18 protein-coding genes and 1 tRNA gene are annotated in these 17336 nt (G+C 56.6%); 3 read left to right on the top strand and 16 right to left on the bottom strand.

From position 1 onward, the window contains the following. Positions 1-105: 105 nt before the first annotated feature. The 13 genes from hemA to K3756_RS04725 all read right to left on the bottom strand — a co-directional run bounded on the left by hemA (position 106) and on the right by K3756_RS04725 (position 11585). A complete protein-coding gene (gene hemA, locus K3756_RS04785) occupies positions 106-1326 on the bottom strand; it encodes a 5-aminolevulinate synthase (protein ID WP_259991427.1) in 1221 nt (406 codons plus the stop codon). Continuing rightward, the gene (locus K3756_RS04780) at positions 1326-1766 is read right to left on the bottom strand and encodes a DUF302 domain-containing protein (RefSeq protein ID WP_259991424.1); all 441 of its coding nucleotides are present in this window, start codon (positions 1764-1766) and stop codon (positions 1326-1328) included. The genes hemA and K3756_RS04780 overlap by 1 nt, the downstream gene beginning before the upstream one ends. A 79-nt stretch (positions 1767-1845) precedes the next feature. Next, the gene (locus K3756_RS04775) at positions 1846-3111 is read right to left on the bottom strand and encodes an NAD(P)/FAD-dependent oxidoreductase (RefSeq protein ID WP_259991422.1); all 1266 of its coding nucleotides are present in this window, start codon (positions 3109-3111) and stop codon (positions 1846-1848) included. Positions 3112-3137: 26 nt separating this feature from the next. After that, positions 3138-3842, bottom strand: coding sequence for a c-type cytochrome (locus K3756_RS04770; RefSeq protein ID WP_409202420.1), 705 nt, complete (start codon positions 3840-3842; stop codon positions 3138-3140). Positions 3843-3845: 3 nt separating this feature from the next. Further along, positions 3846-4901, bottom strand: coding sequence for a c-type cytochrome (locus tag K3756_RS04765; protein WP_259991421.1), 1056 nt, complete (start codon positions 4899-4901; stop codon positions 3846-3848). Next, positions 4885-6168 (bottom strand): sulfite dehydrogenase, encoded by a 1284-nt coding sequence (soxC, locus tag K3756_RS04760; RefSeq protein WP_259991418.1) that lies wholly within the window; start codon positions 6166-6168, stop codon positions 4885-4887. The genes K3756_RS04765 and soxC overlap by 17 nt, the downstream gene beginning before the upstream one ends. A 27-nt stretch (positions 6169-6195) precedes the next feature. After that, a complete protein-coding gene (soxB, locus tag K3756_RS04755; RefSeq protein ID WP_259991416.1) occupies positions 6196-7899 on the bottom strand; it encodes a thiosulfohydrolase SoxB in 1704 nt (567 codons plus the stop codon). Between the two features lie 93 nt (positions 7900-7992). Continuing rightward, a complete protein-coding gene (gene soxA, locus K3756_RS04750) occupies positions 7993-8838 on the bottom strand; it encodes a sulfur oxidation c-type cytochrome SoxA (protein ID WP_259991414.1) in 846 nt (281 codons plus the stop codon). Between the two features lie 25 nt (positions 8839-8863). Continuing rightward, positions 8864-9193: a thiosulfate oxidation carrier complex protein SoxZ gene (gene soxZ / locus K3756_RS04745; RefSeq protein ID WP_259991412.1), complete on the bottom strand. Its 330-nt coding sequence runs from the start codon at positions 9191-9193 to the stop codon at positions 8864-8866. A gap of 21 nt (positions 9194-9214) precedes the next feature. Further along, positions 9215-9637, bottom strand: coding sequence for a thiosulfate oxidation carrier protein SoxY (gene soxY / locus K3756_RS04740; protein WP_259991410.1), 423 nt, complete (start codon positions 9635-9637; stop codon positions 9215-9217). A 33-nt stretch (positions 9638-9670) separates the two neighbouring features. Further along, complete coding sequence (soxX, locus tag K3756_RS04735; RefSeq protein WP_259991408.1) at positions 9671-10147, bottom strand: sulfur oxidation c-type cytochrome SoxX; 477 nt, start codon at positions 10145-10147, stop codon at positions 9671-9673. A 118-nt stretch (positions 10148-10265) separates the two neighbouring features. Next, on the bottom strand, positions 10266-10829 hold the full coding sequence (locus tag K3756_RS04730; protein WP_259991406.1) for a thioredoxin family protein: 564 nt from the start codon (positions 10827-10829) through the stop codon (positions 10266-10268). Positions 10830-10844: 15 nt separating this feature from the next. Next, positions 10845-11585: a cytochrome c biogenesis CcdA family protein gene (locus K3756_RS04725; RefSeq protein ID WP_259991404.1), complete on the bottom strand. Its 741-nt coding sequence runs from the start codon at positions 11583-11585 to the stop codon at positions 10845-10847. 70 nt (positions 11586-11655) lie between these two features. On the opposite strand from K3756_RS04725, the gene K3756_RS04720 reads away from it, so the two are divergent. From K3756_RS04720 to K3756_RS04710, 3 genes are all read left to right on the top strand, one after another. Next, positions 11656-12024, top strand: coding sequence for a hypothetical protein (locus K3756_RS04720; RefSeq protein WP_259991402.1), 369 nt, complete (start codon positions 11656-11658; stop codon positions 12022-12024). A gap of 66 nt (positions 12025-12090) precedes the next feature. Next, positions 12091-12426, top strand: coding sequence for a helix-turn-helix transcriptional regulator (locus K3756_RS04715; protein WP_259991400.1), 336 nt, complete (start codon positions 12091-12093; stop codon positions 12424-12426). Between the two features lie 45 nt (positions 12427-12471). Next, positions 12472-13527 carry a YeeE/YedE family protein gene (locus K3756_RS04710; RefSeq protein WP_259991398.1) on the top strand — a complete coding sequence of 352 codons (1056 nt, stop codon included), beginning with the start codon at positions 12472-12474 and terminating at the stop codon, positions 13525-13527. Between the two features lie 1179 nt (positions 13528-14706). Here the strand turns inward: K3756_RS04710 and K3756_RS04705 are convergent. The 3 genes from K3756_RS04705 to K3756_RS04695 form a co-directional block, all read right to left on the bottom strand. Further along, positions 14707-15492 carry a hypothetical protein gene (locus K3756_RS04705; RefSeq protein ID WP_259991396.1) on the bottom strand — a complete coding sequence of 262 codons (786 nt, stop codon included), beginning with the start codon at positions 15490-15492 and terminating at the stop codon, positions 14707-14709. A gap of 108 nt (positions 15493-15600) precedes the next feature. Beyond that, complete coding sequence (locus K3756_RS04700; protein ID WP_259991394.1) at positions 15601-16956, bottom strand: site-specific integrase; 1356 nt, start codon at positions 16954-16956, stop codon at positions 15601-15603. Positions 16957-17244: 288 nt separating this feature from the next. Beyond that, positions 17245-17334 (bottom strand) — tRNA-Ser (locus tag K3756_RS04695). Positions 17335-17336: the final 2 nt, after the last annotated feature.

Below are 17336 nucleotides of genomic sequence, written 5' to 3'. Positions count from 1 at the left end.
CGCCTTTTGGAACGGGGCCTTGTTTCGCCACCTTTCAGCAAGCTCCATTCTGTTGGAGGAGCGGAGTGACAAACGCTGTTTAAACCGATGCCTTGCGTTGGCTGGCTACTGTGCTGCCATCGGGATCCGCGCCAGTTGGCATTGTTCCCAAAGATCGCCCAACGCGGCGATTAGATGCGCGATATCAGCCTCTGAATGGACCGGCGACGGCGTGATCCGCAATCTTTCGGTCCCCTTGGGCACAGTGGGATAGTTGATGGGCTGGATATAGACACCGTGATCTTTGAGCAAAACGTCCGAAATGTATTTGCACTTGACCGGATCGCCGACCATGACGGGGATGATGTGGCTCGGGTTTGCGACGTGAGGGATACCGGCACGGTCAAGCTGCGCCCGTACCTTTGCCACCACGCGCTTTTGGGCGTCCCGCTCTGCCCCGCTTGATTTGAGGTGCCTGATCGACGCTGCCGCACCTGCCGCGATTGCGGGCGGCAGGGCCGTCGTAAAGATGAAACCGCTGGCAAAGCTGCGCACGAAATCACACAGCTCCGCGGATGCTGCGATATAGCCGCCCATCACGCCGAACGCCTTGCCCAACGTGCCCTCGATGACCGTCACGCGGTCCATCAGACCCTCGCGCTCGGCAATGCCCCCGCCACGCGGACCGTAGAGGCCGACCGCATGCACTTCATCCAGATACGTCATCGCGTTGTATGTATCGGCGAGATCGCAAATCTCCGCTATTGGTGCGATATCACCGTCCATGGAGTACACGCTTTCGAAGGCGATCAGATTTGGCCGATCGCGCGGCAGGCTGGCCAGCTTCGCCTCGAGGTCAGAGAGATCGTTGTGTTTCCAGATCATGCGCTCCGCCTTTGAATGGCGGATCCCCTCGATCATCGACGCGTGGTTGAGCGCATCGGAAAGCACAACACACTCCGGTATGCGCCCCGCCAGTGTGCCCAATGCCGCAGAGTTCGACACGTAGCCGGACGTGAAAAGCAAGGCGGCCTCTTTCGCGTGCAGATCCGCAATCTCTGCTTCGAGCAGCACGTGATCGTGTGTTGTGCCGGATATGTTCCGCGTGCCGCCTGCGCCCGCTCCGCAGCGGTCCAGTGCGGTGTGCATGGCCCCGAGCACCTTTGGATGTTGGCCCATCCCCAGATAATCGTTCGAGCACCAGATCGTAACATCCGCTGCCTGCTCACCGCGTGCCGTCGCGCGGGGAAAGTCACCGCAATGTCTTTCAAGATCGGCAAAGACGCGGTAGTTGCCTTGCGCACGCAACCCAACAAGCGCGTCCCTGAAATAGTCCTCGTAGTTCATCAGTTGCCCAGAGCCTCGCTCACGATACTGTCGAGGAGCGCCTGCACTTCCTGCATGGGACCGTCGGGATAATTCCGATAGCCGACGATGACCTCGCCGTCCTTGTCAGCCACGAAGATGCCGTAGGGACAATGCGCGATGTTCATCGGGTCCGCCTCCATCACTTTGCGCGACACAACCGCAGAGCAGAAAACGAAGATATCGGCCTCGTTGAACAACTGCACGTCACTGCCAACATCCTGACCCGTCCGGTTGAGCATCTCGCCGACGTGGCTGACGTAATCGATGACCAGCCCTTTGCCGACAATCGCGCTTTCAACGCTAAAGGCGGCATCTTCGAAAGATCCGTCGTAGGTATAAGTGGTTGACGCGTTTTGCGCAGATGCGGCTGCGGTGAATGCCGCGAACAGCAAACCACCCAGATAGATTGATTTGGACATGATGTTTTCCTCCTGTCGGGCAGCTTGAACCAGAGCGGGTTGCGGGGCCTTGATCTACCGCAAGGCCCCGCGGTCCGGCTTAGCCGAACATGTCGGCGGTGATGCCCGCGTACCAGCCTTCGGATTCCTCGTAGGTGGCCTTGCGCAGCTCTGCGCTTTCACCCGTGGCGGAAATGAACCCGTCTACCTTGGCGATCTTTTCATCCGTCGCCTCATAGGTCGCGCCGACTTTGACCCCGTCATTGGCATCAATCAGCGACCAGCACGTATTCGAGAATTTGGCCGGGAAAACCTTGGCCCCTGTCAGAGCGCCACGGACAGCGTTCGCGCAGACCTTGGCCTGGCTGTTGGCGGCGTATCCCGATTTCGGCATGTCGCCCTGCTGTGAGGCATCTCCCAACACGTAGATGTCGGCATCGGCCTTTGTGGACATGTCTGCGGCGTTGACCGGTGCCCAGTTGCCATCGGTGACGCCCGCGATTTCCGCGATCCGCCCCGCCTTCATCGCGGGGATGATGTTACAAACATCGACGTTGGTGACTTCACCGTCGATCGTCACTGTCATTGCCGCGGGGTCGACGGACACCTCGCCGCCACCGAAGTCTTCGCCGATCCAGTCGATCATCCCCTCGTAATGCTCTGCCCATCCCTCCTGAAACAGCGCCATTTTGGAGAATTTCGGTTTTGGATCCGCCACGATGATCTTGGCTGTCGGATTGTTCGCCTTGAGATAATGCGCCACCATCGACACCCGCTCGTAGGGGCCGGGCGGGCAGCGGTAGGGATTGGGCGGGGCGACCATCGCGAAAGTGCCACCTTGCGGCATCGCAGCCATTTGCGCTTTGAGCAGTTCGGTTTGCGATCCGCCTTTGTAGGCGTGCGGCATGGCGTTTTGCGCCGATAGATCCCAGCCCTCGACCGCCCCATCGACAAAATCGATACCGGGCGACAGGATCAGCTTGTCGTATGGCACCTGGCCTCCGCCTGCCAATGAAACAGTCTTGGCGTCGCGGTCTACGCCCACGGCCCAGTCGTGCACGACGTTGACACCATTCGCCGCGAGCGTGCCATAGGAGTGGCCCAGATCGTCGATCCCCTTCACGCCGCCGAGATAAAGGTTTGAAAAGAAGCAGGTGTAGTACATGCGGGTGGGTTCAATAAGGGTGACGTCGATCTCGCCCTTGCTGTCTTTGGCGATGTAGCGCGCCGCCGTGGCACCACCTGCCCCGCCGCCCACGACCACGACACGTGGTTTAGCGTGACCGTCCGCAAAGACCGTCGGCGCCGCAAGCGTCGTCGCAGCGGCGGCACCCGATCCGATAAATAGGCGTCTGTTGATATTCATGACTTCTCCTCCCAGAGCGTGGCCTCTTAATCGAGGTCCTTAAAATACGCGGCAAGCGCCGCGATCTCTTCGTCATTGAGCCGACCCGCCATCATCTGCATCACGGGATGCGGCCTGAGCTTGCGTTTGTAGGCGTGCATCGCGATTACAAAATCCTCAGTCTCCCATAGTGTGATCGAAGGGATGCCTTCGGCGGCACCGTCGGCCCGGTGACACGTCAGACATTCACTGGCGAGATATTCGCCGTATTCGGCATCCCCCACCAATGCCAGAATTTCAGGATCGAGATCATGGTCCGTCCCGATTGCTGTTGGTTCCGCTTCGGGAATGTTGGCCGGATCGTCCGAAAATCTGCGCAGATAGGCCAGCACATCGGCGCGGTCGGCGGGGTCTTTCAAACCCCGAAAACTCATGCGGGTTTTCGACACGAGCGCGCGTGGGTTCTCCAGATAGGCATCCAGAGTTTCGGCCGTCCAGATCAGCCCGTCATCGCCCGCCCGCGTCATCGATTTCGAATAGCGATACCCTTCATGCGCGGCGGCGGGGCTGCCGAAGATGCCGTTCAGGTGCGGCCCGACCTTGTCTGACGCGCCCACGCCAACCTGATGACAGCCAGAGCACTTCTTGAAGATTTCCGCCCCCTTGTCGGCATCCCCGACGCCTTGAGCAAAATTCGGCCCCGCGACGACACCAGCCGCGAGGGTGAGGGATATGCACAAGCGGCCGAACACGGCTCACTCTCCAACCGACTTGAGATATTCGATCACCGCTGTCTGGTCCGCTTCCTTCTTGAGGCCGGCAAAGGACATTTTGGTGCCCTTCATGTACTTCTTGGGATTGGCCAGAAATGCTGCGAGCTCTGCTTCGCTCCAGACAAGCCCGCCTTCGGCTGCGGCTTTCATCGGCTTGGAGTATTTGAAGCCCTCAACGGCCCCTGCAGCGTTATCCACCACGCCGTTCAGAACCGGACCGGACCGGTTTTTCGCGTTTTCGCCAACCTGATGGCAGGACCGGCATTTTTTGAAAACCTTTTCGCCTTTCGCCGCCAGTTCAGGATCGAAGGCCGCGGCAGTCACTTCCTCAGCCTGGGTTTCCTCCTGCACAGCTTCCGTGGAAACCGCTTCGGCGACAGGCGCGTCGACCACGGCGGCCCCCTCTTCCTCGGGCGTCACGTCCAGCACCATGGCACGCATGGTGACTTTGACCTCTGCGTCCTTGCAGTTTTCCATACAAGGCTCGCCAGTCCATTGCGCGTATTCCGTCTCTGCCCGATCGTCGACGATAAAGCCATTCGCATTCGGCATCTCGACGTCAAAGAACGTCTCGTTCGACAGGACGAAATCATCCTCGATGAGATCGTTGGAATAGAGGATATAGGCCACGATCGCGTAGACATCATCGTCAGACAACGTACCGGCGTTGCCATATGGCATCGAGCGCTTGATATAGTCGTAGGCGGTCGTCAGATGCGGCCAGTACGACCCCACGGTTTTCAGGGGATCCTCGTGGTCCAACGTATCCGCACCGCCCGCCAGTTTGGGCCAGTTGTCGATGCCTTCGGCGAAATCGCCGTGGCAGGCCGCGCATTGCTGGGCAAAAATCTCTTCTCCGTCAAGCGCGTCTCCCGCGCCAACGGGCAATCCCGTTCCGTCGGGGCTGATGTCGCCATCCCAAGCGGCGATTTCCGCTGGTAGCGCTTCGCGCCCGAGCCCGAACTTCTCGGCCATCGCAGGTGCCGCACTCAGGCTGGCCAGGATAAGTACCGCCGTTGATTTAAGAAACTTCGACATTTTCCGCCTCGCCGTTTGCGCGCACCAACCATGTCTGGATGCAGTTGTTGTGATAGATCGAGTTCAGCCCGCGCACTTCGCGCAGCTGCGCCTTGGTCGGCTGGACATAACCGGTGTCGTCCATCGCACGGCTTTGCAGCAGCATTTCCGAGCCGTCCCAGTCGGTATCGAGATAGAACCGCGTCAGGGCCATCGGTTCGCCCGGTTTGGCCAGACGTGCTGTTTCCCATGACATGCCACCGTCTTTCGACACATCCACACGGGTGATGGCACCGCGCCCCGACCACGCAAGACCGCTGATTACCAGAGGGCCTTTTCCGTGGGAAATCGGCGCTTGCGGGCTGGGGCTGGTGACGACGGATTTCGCGTCCATGGCCCACGTCCACTTGCGGCTCGTACCGTCTTCGAGCGTATCGGTGTATTTGCTGGTTTCCTCGCGGCTTTCGACTGGCCCGTCGGTGACTTCGATCCGGCGGATCCATTTCACCCACATGTTGCCTTCCCACCCAGGCACGACGAGCCGCACAGGGTATCCATGTTCCTTGCGAAGCGCTTCGCCATTGGCCTTGAATGCCACCAAAACGTCATCGAGCGCCTTTTCCATCGGGATCGAGCGGCCGTTCGAGGATGCATCTGCCCCTTCAACGAAAACCCATTTGTCTTTCAGATCGGCGGCGGCCCCGAGCCCGGCTTCCTCCAGCAAGGTCCGCAGCGGCACACCGGTGTATTCCATGTTGTGGATCATACCGTGCGTGAATTGCGCGCCATTGAGCTGTGCGCCCGCCCATTCCATCCCGGTGTTGGCGGCACATTCGCAGAAATAGACGTGGTTCTCGCGCGGGAACCGCTCAAGATCGGCGTAGGAAAAGACCAGTGGCGTATCCACGAGACCGTTGATCATGAGCCGGTAGTCTTCCTTGCGCAGCTCGATCGCACCGGAGTGGTGCCGCTCAAAAGCACAGCCCTGCGGCGTGATCGTACCGTCCAGCGCATGGATCGGCGTGAAGTTGATCGAACTGACCGTATCCGCCGTCAGCCATTCGACATTGCGGCGCACCACATCGTCCTCGAACCTGATCGGCAGGCCGTAGGGGGTTTCGTCCACACCATCGCCAAAGGATTGCGCCCAGGGCTGCACTTCGGTGATCAGCGGGTCCGGTGTGGCCGCCCGTGCACCTGTTGCGGTAAGCGCCCCGGCCCCGGCAGCCGCCGCTCCACGCAAAAACGCGCGGCGGGAGGGGCTATTTTCTTTTTCATGTCCTGACATGGCAAATGCCTCCTTTGAAGTGTGGCGTCAGGCGCCAACCACTTTCACACTGTTGTTCGGGTCGAGAGAAATCGTGCCCTGTTTTGCGATATGCGCTTCGACAACGTCCCAGATCGGCGGCCCCTCGGTGCCCTCATTGACGGAGGCCCAACCGGCCACCTGATAGGTCTTTGCTGGGTCGATGGCCTCGCCCGTTTTCAGGAGCGTCATCTCGGTGATCCGTTCGCCCTGCGGCTTGGTCACATCGATCCGGTACCCAAGCCCGCCGACACGGACCATGTCGCCGCCCTGCTGATAATAGGGGTCGGGGTTGAAGAGGTTGTCGGCCACATCCTCGAGCACGACATGCAGGAACTCACCGGTCATCTCTGTCCGGTAGGCTTCTGGATAGCTCATCGAGGTGACGTTCCAGATATCCTCGCGGGTGATGTCCTGACCGGGCAGGATGGACGGCCCCCAGCGCACGCCCGGCGACAGGGCGATATCTGCCTCGCGCTCGGAAATCAGGGCATCGCAGATCAGGTCATCCCATGTGCCGTTGAAGTTGCCCCGCCGGTAGAGGGTCTGGTCGTCGCCCGTGCGGCCGATCACTTCCCTAAGGGCGTCGATGAACGGCTCCCTTTGCGCGTCAATCAACGCGCTGACGTCGGCATCCGGTGTAATGACATCGGAAAAGATGGGGATCAGTTTGTGACGGAAGCCCATCATCCGGCCATCACGCACATCCAGATCGACACGGCTGACGAATTTGCCGTTTGACCCCGACGCGACGATGATTGTCTCGTTCACGAGAACAGGTTCCGGCAAGGCATCATGCGTATGGCCCGACAGGATGACGTCAATTCCGCTGACCTTGCCTGCCATCTGCTTGTCGACGTCAAAGCCGTTGTGGCTGAGGCAGACGACCAGCTCCGCACCCTGAGCGCGCACCTCGTCGACCATTTCCTGCATACGCTGGTCGCGGATCCCGAACGAGTATTCGGGGAACATCCAACCGGGGTTGGCGATCGGCATATAGGGGAACGCCTGCCCGATGACGGCGATTTTCACGCCGCCGCGCTCGAAGAATTTGTAGGGAGGGAAAAGCTCTGCCGGTTCGTCCCACTCGGCGTCAAAGATGTTCTGGCCAAGTGCCGCAAAGGGAAGCCCCTCGACAATTTCTGTCACGCGGTCCGATCCCAGCGTGAATTCCCAGTGGAACGTCATCGCGTCCGGTTTCAGGGCGTTCATCACGTTGACCATGTCCTGGCCCTGCGTTTTGTGGCAGGTGTAGCTGCCGTGCCATGTATCGCCCCCGTCCAGCAGCAGCGCGTCGGGGCGTGCGGCACGGATCGCTTTGACGACAGTCGCAACCCGGTCGAGCCCGCCAACGCGGCCGTAGCCCTTGGCCAATGCGCTGAAATCATTATGCGTCAGTGCATATGCTGACGGGCTGCCATCTTCGATGCCATAGAGCCTGCGAAAATCGGCGCCGGTGATATGCGGCACAGCGCCTTTGTTGCTGCCAACGCCGATGTTTACGGATGGCTCGCGAAAATAGATCGGCTTGAGCTGTGCGTGGATATCGGTGACGTGGATCAAGGAGACGTTCCCGAATGTCTCGAACTCCAGAAGCTGGTCTTGGCTCAGCGCCTGTTGCGCTGCCAGCCGCGCCCAATTACCGACACCGGAGGATCCCAAGAGTGCGGCGGCTGCCATGCTGGTTTGCAGAAAATCGCGGCGAGAAATCATGTGAAACTCCGGATCATGCGCACGTATGCGCATTTATGAATTAATAGTGCGAAAAAAACGGCCCCTCCAGCAAAGGAAAGGGCCGCTTTGCGTTCAGTTACGGATGGACGGACCTTCGACGCTAAGCCCGTTGCCACGCGACATGACATAAAGCTCGAGCGCGATGAACTCCGGGCTGCCGGGGGAGTAGGTCTCGGCGCGTGTGTCGCGGACACACCCTTTAAAACGCGAATGTGCGCCGTTGAGCTTGGTGTTTTTCAGACGGTACACCGGAAACCCATTGATTTGGCCCTGACTCAGGTGATCGGCACGGATCATCGAGCCATAGCTGTCTTCGTGGCAATTCGCGCAAGACAGCTCAAGCTGACCAGTGCGGGTATAGTAGAGCTCTTTGCCAAGCTCCCACGTCGCCTGTGCCGGGCCGTCGATGGCAACATTGACAGGCATCCCGCGTGAGACCGATGACAGGGCTGCTTCCATATTGATCGCGTCGCCCTTGTCGTATTTCCAGGCCTCCGCGCCCATACGCTCCGTGCGGCATTCATTCATCTGCATCTGCAGCGTCTGGACGGTATTGGCCTTGGCGTCCCATTTCGGATAGGTCGCTTTTACGCCTGCCATGCTGTCGATACCGTCATGGCACGATGAACATGACTTTCCTTCGGAGCCATCGACGGCATCCCATGTCTCCATGGCCTGCTCGACAAAGATCATGCCGGGATTGTCAAAGTCATCCGCCTGCATCGCACGTGTCTCGGAACCGCGGAACAACCATCCGGACATGACCTCGTCGAGCGCATCCGACAAATGCGCGGGCGCAGCCGTCCGCGTGACGATCGGTGTCTCTTCGTTCAGGATAAGGTTGTCATCAACCGGATCAGCCGAAGCGACCGTCGTCGTGAGCAATGTCGCCAGTATGGCGCCCGTCAATTTCTTCATGATGTCCCTCCCAAGACTTCTAGGCTTAGCCGATCGCGATTTTTTTGGTTGTTTCGTAGACCGAGCCATCATCGTCGTACCATGTGAACGTGAACTCGCCTGCTTCGGGCACAACCGCTTCGAATTCGAAATACGGGTTGGTCGAAATGGCGGGTTCGAGCGTCACATCGACGACGTTCTCTCCGTTGAAATCGCAGGTGAAGCGATTGATGATCGAACGCGGAATGACGTTGCCTTCCTTGTCCTTGCGTTGACCGGATTCCATTTTGTGACTGATCAGCGTCTTGATCGTGATCGTGTCGCCGGCCGCAGCCGTTTTCGGGACTTTGACGCGGGGTTTTACACCAGATGCCATGATTGTTTCTCCTTGATGCCTTTAGCCGCCGCAGCCGCCGATTGTGACTTTGACCGTGCTTGACGCCTGCACGAACGATCCGTCGTCCAGCTTTGCGATCGCCACGACGTCCTGCGTGCCGGCAAGACGGATCCGAGTAGACGCGGCGCGCGATGCGGCCAGCTTGCCAAACTTGAATGTCGCCACGCTCGGTGTCGGGTTGCCCATCGCAAGAATGAGAATTTCCGCCGCGCTCTCCGAAGAGACCTCGATCGGGACAGTATTCCCGTTTTCGGCGATTTCGGGGGCGGTCAGCTGGATGTCACCGCTGCCGATCTCTGCGCCACCCGTGAAGGCCGCGATAAGCTCGTCGCTCGTGGCGGCAGCTGCGCCCTGCTTGGGCAGGCCCGCTACAAAAAGCGCCCCGGCCCCCAGAATGATTGCACTACGTCTCGTCAGTTCCATGACTGTGTCTCCTTTCGATCCCGGTCGGGGGACTTATTCTTCTTTGAGCGTGACCAGATAGGCCACGACATCCTCGATTTGCTGAGCACTCAGGAGCGGGCCGAACGTCTCGTCGGCCGCCTCACCGGTGTAGGCGTTGCCCGGACGGATAAAGCCTTCGGTCTTGTAAAAAGACGGCATCATGCTGCCCTCGAACATCATCTTTGCGTTCGCGACGATCCCGCGCAGTTCCGCCTCCGACCAACGATCTCCGGCACCGTCGAGCATTGGCCCGATCTCTCCGTGGAACGGCACATCGGCAAGGTCAGAAACCTGATGGCATGCAACGCAATTGCCCTGCCCCTTGTCACCGACGATGATCCGCCCGTTGGCCGCATCCCCCGGCGCGCCGGACAAGGACTGCGTGACGGCACCGTCGCTGAACGCCACATTCGTCGGCAGAATTTCTTCAGCCTGCAGGCCCGTAGCGGCGATCATCGCGGCAGCAGCGGCAAAAATTGAATTCTTCATGCGTCCTCCCAAACACTAGCTTCGGTATACCGTAGCGCACAAAATTGTGATGACGCAACATCAAATTCACTTACTTGAATTACAATATCTGATGATCCGAACCTCGCTCGCGTGCCGACTAGTTCGACTGCTCGGCGAACTTACGGGCGTGATAACGCTGGAAACTTTCGTCTCCGTCGTAACCCTTTTCCACAACCCAGTTCAGCATGTTGAAGGTCGTGTACTGGCCAAAAGCGCCGGGCATTGTTGCCACAGCTGCCTGTGCTGCCGTCAGGTCCGGCGCTACATTTTCCGGCAGAAACAGAATCATGGGGGTGAACAAGGCCCCCCATCGTTTCACCATGTCCTTTTCAGGCAGCGTCGTGCCGTCGAAGTCGGTCACGTCGACATCACCGAACATGTTGATCTGCACAACAAAGTAATTGGAGTCGATGTAATCCGAGATATTCTCAAGCGGAAACACCTCCTCGTGCATCTTCTTGCAGTATATACAGCCACGCTGTTCGATCATGACCATAAGGCGTTTGCCCTCTGCTGTCGCTTCCTCGAGGTCCTCGGACAGGTCCTTGAACGTGTCGCGCATCCACGGCGCCTTGTGCAGGCCATCGTCACCAAGCTCGGCGGCCAGAGCACCTGCTGCTGCCATCACGAAACAGAGCCATGCTATCAAAAGTCGTTTCATTTACTTCCCTCCCGATCAGCGCAAGACACCGATGTCCGGACCGACTTCCAGCATCCACTGCGCAATAATGTTCATTGAGTTGGTCGCGATCAGCAGACCGAACACGATCAACAAACCGCCCATGATCTTTTCCACCAGCCCCAGATGGCGCCTGAACCGTTGCATCCAGCGCATGAAAGGGCCGATGAACAGCGCTGCCAGCACAAACGGGGCGGTCATTCCGATACCGTAAACAAACAGCAACGTCGCACCGTGTGAGGCGGTGTCCGATCCTGCGGCGGTGAAAAGGATCGCGGCGAGAACCGGCCCGACGCAAGGGGTCCACCCGAAGGCAAAGGCAAGGCCGATGACATAAGCGCCGAGCATGCTGGTATTGCCCGTGCTGCCTGCATCAGACCGCAACTGGCGATACAGGACGCCGATCCGGATCACCCCCAAAAAGTGCAGCCCCATGGCGATAATGATCGCGGCCGCGACCCACCGGAGGATGTCAAAGTACTCCCTCACGACCTGACCAAAAAGCGTCGCAGCAGCACCCAACCCCATGAATATGGTGATCACACCTGCAGCAAAGAAACACGCGGCCAACACGGCGCGCCTGCGCACAACCCCGTCAATGCGGGCATCAGCAGTGATCTGGTTCATCCCGATCCCCGCGAGGTAGCTGAGGTAGAACGGCACAATCGGCAAAATGCATGGAGAAAGAAAGGACAGCAGACCGGCGAACGCAGCGCCAACGTAGGTCACATCCATCATCGCCCCGATACCCTCTTGTGTAATTCACATATTCAAATTAAGTTATTTGATAGTCAAAGGTCAAACTTTCATGTCGCTTCGCCGCCTGTTTTTTACGTGTTGCATGCTGCTTGCTACGGCCAGCGCGTCTCTTGCCGAGACACTTCTGGTCATGGTCGAGGAAAAGGGCTGCGTATGGTGCGCCCGGTGGAACGACGAAATATCGACGATCTACCCCAAGACAGAAGAAGGTGCTGCGGCGCCGCTCAGACGCATCGACATTCACGCAACGCGGCCCGACGACATAACATTCGCGCGGGCGCTGACGTTTACGCCGACCTTCGTGCTTGTCGTGGACGGCCAGGAGATGTCGCGCATCGAAGGCTACCCGGGCGAGGATTTTTTCTGGGGATTGCTTGGCCGGATGCTATCTCAAGCCAACATTGAAGTCTCAGGGTAAGGCCCGTATATGAACCTTCAAAATCGATCCGGCACACAAGTTGTTGCTCTACACGGAGAATTACCTATGGGTCTTCCAGTATTTGACGCCAATATGTGTGCCGAGGACATGGACAAAATGGCGGCGAATGCGATGCAAGCTGCCAATTTCCTCAAGGCCATAAGTCACGAGGGTCGGCTCATGATCCTGTGCCATCTTGCGTCGGGCGAAAAATCGGTCACCGAACTGGAAGAATTGCTTTCCGCCCGTCAGGCCGCAGTGTCACAGCAGCTGTCACGCCTCCGGTTGGAGGGGCTTGTCGTGCCTCGCCGCGAAGGCAAAGCGATCTATTACAGCTTGGCGGACGATCGCCCCAAGCAGATCATGGAAGTTGTCTATGATCTTTTCTGCCGGGAAACGTGATGCCCCCGCTGCAGCATTGGTGATCCATCAACGCGGGGTCCGGTCATGGCTGATCTGATTTCCGATGCCGGTCTTGTCGCGCTGATTGGCATGTTTGGCGGCGTCCTCTTGGGTCTCGCCGCACGCATGGGGCGGTTCTGTACGCTCGGCGCGATCGAAGATCTCTACTACGGTGAAAACCCGCTCCGCCTGCGCATGTGGGGCATTGCGATCGGTGTTTGCGTCATGGGCACGTTCGGCCTGTCGCTTGTCGGGCTTCTCGATCTGCAACAAACCCTTTACCTGAGCTTGCAATGGAACCCGCTTGCCAGCATCTTTGGCGGCCTCGTTTTCGGCTATGGCATGGCGCTTGCCGGCAATTGCGGCTACGGCGCATTGGCCCGTGTTGGCGGGGGTGACTTGCGATCCTTGTTGATCGTCCTCGTCATGGGCATCTTTGCCTACATCACATTGGGTGGGCCGCTTTATACGACCCGTTTGTGGATTTTCGGCAGCCCCGAACAAAGCACGGAAGTTGCCAATCTCGCCTACTCGCTATCGCGGCTTACCGGCGCAAGCGTAGAGTACTGCGGCATTGCCACCGGGGCGGCCATTCTCGCAATCACCTTGATGAGCAGCAGTCTGCGGCGCGCACCCGGCTACATATTCTGGGGCGCCTGCGCAGGGATCGCCATTGTATCGGGCTGGGCCGGAACGCAATGGGTGGCGCGGACCGGATTTGACGCAACAGACGTGGTGTCCCACACCTTTTCCGCTCCAATCGGCGAAACCGTCCTTTACGCGATGACATCATCGGGCAATTCAATCAGCTTTGGCACAGGGTCCGTCATTGGCGTCGTCCTGGGCGCGTTCATCGGCAGCCTGATCAAGGGACACTTCCGCTGGGAGGCCTGCGACGATCCGCGAGAACTGCGCCGACAGATCCTGGGCGCCGCACTCATGGGGATCGGCGCGGTGATCGCAATCGGATGTAGCGTTGGCCAAGGACTATCGGCCTTTTCGGTCCTTGCTTACAGCGCGCCTGTAACACTGGCCTGCATCCTCCTCGGCGCTGCAATCGGCCTGCGTCAACTCATCCTCGGGTTCGGCACGCGGATATAAAGCCGCCCTGCCCCGGCAACCTCGGCGAAGATGGTCAATTGCATTAAGGCTGCCTGTGAAACGGAGCGAGAGCACTTCCAATCGCGAAAGAAGTCAGTATATAGCAGCCTGCGGACAGCCCGACCAAAGATAACAAAGCACTGCTCCGTCTCACACAACAGTTCTTGAAAGCCGACCATCAGCTAGAGTACCGCAGCGAGGTATTGAAAACCGGTTGGACAAAGAAATAGAGGCCCAAGTCACTACTGCCCAACGGCGATTTACCTCAGATGCGTATTGTATGGGGTGGGTGGCGGAGACGAAGGGAGGCTCCACCATTTTCCTAAGTCATTGACTTAACTGGACATACAAGAGCGAAAGTTACTCTTTTGTTTCACTGTGTGTTACAGTATGGCCCGGAAAGTGTGGCTTTGTCAAAGGCCGTATTAAGATCAGCCGACACGGAGTTACTGATCACGGTTTAGTTCTAGCGGCATTGATCCGACATAGCTTTTTTAGTTCGTAAGCATGTGTGTGTTTGACAAGCCGTTCAGTCAGACACGTTTATTCAGCATCGGCATGTAAGCTGCTAATTCCAGATAGCATTCATATCTCTTGGAGAGCAAGCGTAAGATATTGATACATAACAAATTTAAATATGGGTCATATATTGTAGGTGTATAACTTAAGTTAAAAGTATTAATACTAAATGTATATATATGTATCTACACATATAGTTAATAAGATTTATATAAGTATATAATAAGGTTAATTAATATGGGTTAAGACAGATACCAGCCTACGTTCTGTCTATATGTGAGGGAATGTATATTTCAAAATGAAAACAGATAGATGTACTCCGTACTCCCCCTAGATCAACCCTTCTTCTCGGATCAACAAAAGCCCCCCTATAGCGGCTCACTAGCCGACGGGCTGCAACGTAGCCACTAGATGCAAGCAGGCGCAACAAACCCCGTTACAGGCTCGTGGCGGTCGAGAGTATGGGGCATAGGTAACGAGGCAAGCAAGGGGGTATAGGGGAAGTCGAGAACGCATGGTGTAGAGGATACTTATGCGGAAAAATTTTCTAGTCATTTTCTACGCACCTGATACCCCTGTATAGCTGCGATAGAACGGGAACCTGTGATGCCGAAGACTTGATAGATGGTCTCGCGCAAATTACACCGTAAAACTCTTAAGTTACAACTTTGACGCCTGTAAGGCGTATGCAAAGGGTGATGCCGTAGTTGCTCTTGGTATCTTAGCTTGTAGGTTTGAGATTAATTTAACCCCTCCATATCCTGCCAAACTAGATAGCATTGCACCTGTAGGTCCTGCTAGCACTCCTCCGATGCCAGCAGATCCCAACAGTAGCGATAGCTCTAGAGTCATCAATCCGCCCTTAGCAACTCGTTGCCGAGCTGGCTCTATATATCCCTCCAAGGCATCATCGAGTTCAGCTTGAGCCCTAAGCAAAGGCTCTTCTTCGTCAGCAAGACTGCAATATTTTGAAGACAGTTCATTGATAGCATAGTGTAAACTTCGAAGTGCTGACGTGTTGGCGTTTCGAAACTCGACAATCTTCATAGGATTCACAGTTTCGCTTGGAATCGGCAGTTGCCTAAACAGGCCCACATGAAGAACACTCTGCGGGGATCCTTGCAACTTACTTACAAACTCAGTTGTCGAAGGGATAGCATCGTGAGAATTCGAAGGAAGTAATGCCCAGTTCTCATTAGCTGTTTCCCTCTTCGCTTGATATATGCCTAGCATACGCATTGAGTCATTGCCAAAACTAACGGTCCGAGTATTCATTGTGAAGTGAAACTGAGGAATATCAAGAATGCCATCTCGGTGAAGCTTGAGTACCTTGTCGCTATATTCCGATTTAAATATATTCGGGTTGGCAAATAGTGGCGCAGTCAAGTCCTCCCAATACAGTAGTCCACGATTTAGGTTCCCAAGTAGGGTTGCTGGTGAATCCATTGACACATCTCCGTTTCGGTGAAACGAAATGGGCGGAAGAATTATGCCATTCTTGATCATAGTGTGCTCTCAGCAGGAAATTCAATGTATCTGGCGGAACCTTACACGCTAAACCTTGAATTTCTTAATAGCGTCTCGTTTCTGAGCTAAAGTGTATCCCTCACCAAAATATCCATCCGTCACACTGCCCCGTTCGTGACCAACAATCTCCTGAACAAGTGCTAATTCAACACCTGCTTGACGCATACGTGTGACAGCTGTGTGTCTCAGGCTATGAAATACCAGCCCATCTTCTTTACTTCCTAAGCCTGTCAGAAAGCGAGTGTTGAACCAGCGACCAAGGTTGCGTCCGTATCCGTCTTTTTGGTCATAGCTGAACGTCATAAACAAGCGCGGCTCGTTGGCTTTTGTTGCCACCCAATCAAGAAATCCCAAACGGATGAGTTCAGAGTGGATAGGCACTTTGCGCCTGCTGGCATTAGCCTTCACGCGCTTCTTGTTGTCACCATCATCTGTGATGTTGATGAACCAAATACCATCTTCTTGGCCGATGTCGCCATGTTCAAGCTGTGCGATCTCATTCAACCTTGCACCTGTGTACAAGCCCAGTAGTGATCCCCATTTGTGATCATCTTTCTTAACAAGACCTGCGTGGTTTTCAGTCAATTCTGCATATAGTTTGGCAGTCTGCGCTTTCGTGTAGGCTTTACGCCCACTCTTAGCTCGCTTTGCCTTGGCAACTTTCATGCCCTCGAACAACTTATGGGGCGCATGGCCGTGCCGTTCAGCCCAGTCCCAGAAACGAAAGAACATAGCCAAGTGATTGTTGACAGTCTCAACTGAGACCTTCTGAACGCCCGTAATCTCTATGGCTTCCATTAATGGCAAGTGTCTGGTTTCAGGCTTGGTGTTCCGGTTTACAGGTAAAGCCTGAACGACCTTCTTCAACTCGCTTGCGTCGTTTCGCGTGATATCAGCCATAAGGCGGTCTTGACCAAAATACTCCAACAACACGGCAAGAAAACCCCGCGCCTTCTTGGCCATCTGATCTGACCAATGCTGATGCTCTGCCATGAAATCTGCGTAGGCATCGCCCAGAGACGCAGAGCGGGCCTGTGGTGGTGCGGGCGCTGTCTGGGCAGGTTCTGTGAAGGAAAAGCCCTCAAGGCTCTCAGCACGGCATAGAAACGCTTTAATCTGATCCCGGCGGGCCTTGCGCAGTTCTCGGCGCAGGTCAGACTCATTTTCGGCCCAGTCATCGTCGGAGAGCCCCGCTGAGGCGCGGAAACCCTCTATGTTCCCTGCATCAAGGTAAAGATCAGACAGATCATCAAAGCCGCCTATGGCGTCCTCATGCACGTCCAGTTCCTGTTTGAGAAGGTTAAGCTGCTGGTCTGGCCAGCCGGTGTCATTCAATCGCGAAACATATCCGTCCAGTGCTTTAGCAAAGTAGCTGCGCACCATGTCCCGCATTTGATCTTGTCTAAGCCTTGCCAACGTCTTGTTATCCCGAACCAATCGCCCGCAAGATGCAAGATACCGAGCCAAATCGCCAGCCCGGTGAGGGCATTTTGTTCTGAGAGATATTCTGACAGTGCAACGTCCTGTGTTCCCAAAGTTAGGAAGAGGGAACCGAAAATAGTAGACGCCGTGTCGTGACGGGGAAAGGTAGGCTGACAGCTTCATGGGCGTGTGCTCCACTTTGTGTCGCACTTGATTGCCCTACTTCTAAGTCATTGTTTTAGAAGGTTATGGCGGAGACGAAGGGATTCGAACCCTCGAGACCCTTCCGGGCCTACTCCCTTAGCAGGGGAGCGCCTTCGACCACTCGGCCACGTCTCCGT

This window comes from Sulfitobacter sp. S190 (assembly GCF_025141935.1).
Lineage (GTDB): Bacteria > Pseudomonadota > Alphaproteobacteria > Rhodobacterales > Rhodobacteraceae > Sulfitobacter.
Note: the sequence above shows the minus strand (reverse complement) of the source record. Positions and strands in the feature narration are given on the sequence as shown.

Coding starts and splice junctions, on each gene's coding strand:
- hemA (WP_259991427.1), bottom strand. CDS start 1,326: ATGAACTACGAGGACTATTTCAGGGACGCGCTTGTTGGGTTGCGTGCG.
- K3756_RS04780 (WP_259991424.1), bottom strand. CDS start 1,766: ATGTCCAAATCAATCTATCTGGGTGGTTTGCTGTTCGCGGCATTCACC.
- K3756_RS04775 (WP_259991422.1), bottom strand. CDS start 3,111: ATGAATATCAACAGACGCCTATTTATCGGATCGGGTGCCGCCGCTGCG.
- K3756_RS04765 (WP_259991421.1), bottom strand. CDS start 4,901: ATGTCGAAGTTTCTTAAATCAACGGCGGTACTTATCCTGGCCAGCCTG.
- soxC (WP_259991418.1), bottom strand. CDS start 6,168: ATGTCAGGACATGAAAAAGAAAATAGCCCCTCCCGCCGCGCGTTTTTG.
- soxB (WP_259991416.1), bottom strand. CDS start 7,899: ATGATTTCTCGCCGCGATTTTCTGCAAACCAGCATGGCAGCCGCCGCA.
- soxA (WP_259991414.1), bottom strand. CDS start 8,838: ATGAAGAAATTGACGGGCGCCATACTGGCGACATTGCTCACGACGACG.
- soxZ (WP_259991412.1), bottom strand. CDS start 9,193: ATGGCATCTGGTGTAAAACCCCGCGTCAAAGTCCCGAAAACGGCTGCG.
- soxY (WP_259991410.1), bottom strand. CDS start 9,637: ATGGAACTGACGAGACGTAGTGCAATCATTCTGGGGGCCGGGGCGCTT.
- soxX (WP_259991408.1), bottom strand. CDS start 10,147: ATGAAGAATTCAATTTTTGCCGCTGCTGCCGCGATGATCGCCGCTACG.
- K3756_RS04730 (WP_259991406.1), bottom strand. CDS start 10,829: ATGAAACGACTTTTGATAGCATGGCTCTGTTTCGTGATGGCAGCAGCA.
- K3756_RS04725 (WP_259991404.1), bottom strand. CDS start 11,585: ATGATGGATGTGACCTACGTTGGCGCTGCGTTCGCCGGTCTGCTGTCC.
- K3756_RS04720 (WP_259991402.1), top strand. CDS start 11,656: ATGTCGCTTCGCCGCCTGTTTTTTACGTGTTGCATGCTGCTTGCTACG.
- K3756_RS04715 (WP_259991400.1), top strand. CDS start 12,091: ATGGGTCTTCCAGTATTTGACGCCAATATGTGTGCCGAGGACATGGAC.
- K3756_RS04710 (WP_259991398.1), top strand. CDS start 12,472: ATGGCTGATCTGATTTCCGATGCCGGTCTTGTCGCGCTGATTGGCATG.
- K3756_RS04705 (WP_259991396.1), bottom strand. CDS start 15,492: ATGGATTCACCAGCAACCCTACTTGGGAACCTAAATCGTGGACTACTG.
- K3756_RS04700 (WP_259991394.1), bottom strand. CDS start 16,956: ATGGTGCGCAGCTACTTTGCTAAAGCACTGGACGGATATGTTTCGCGA.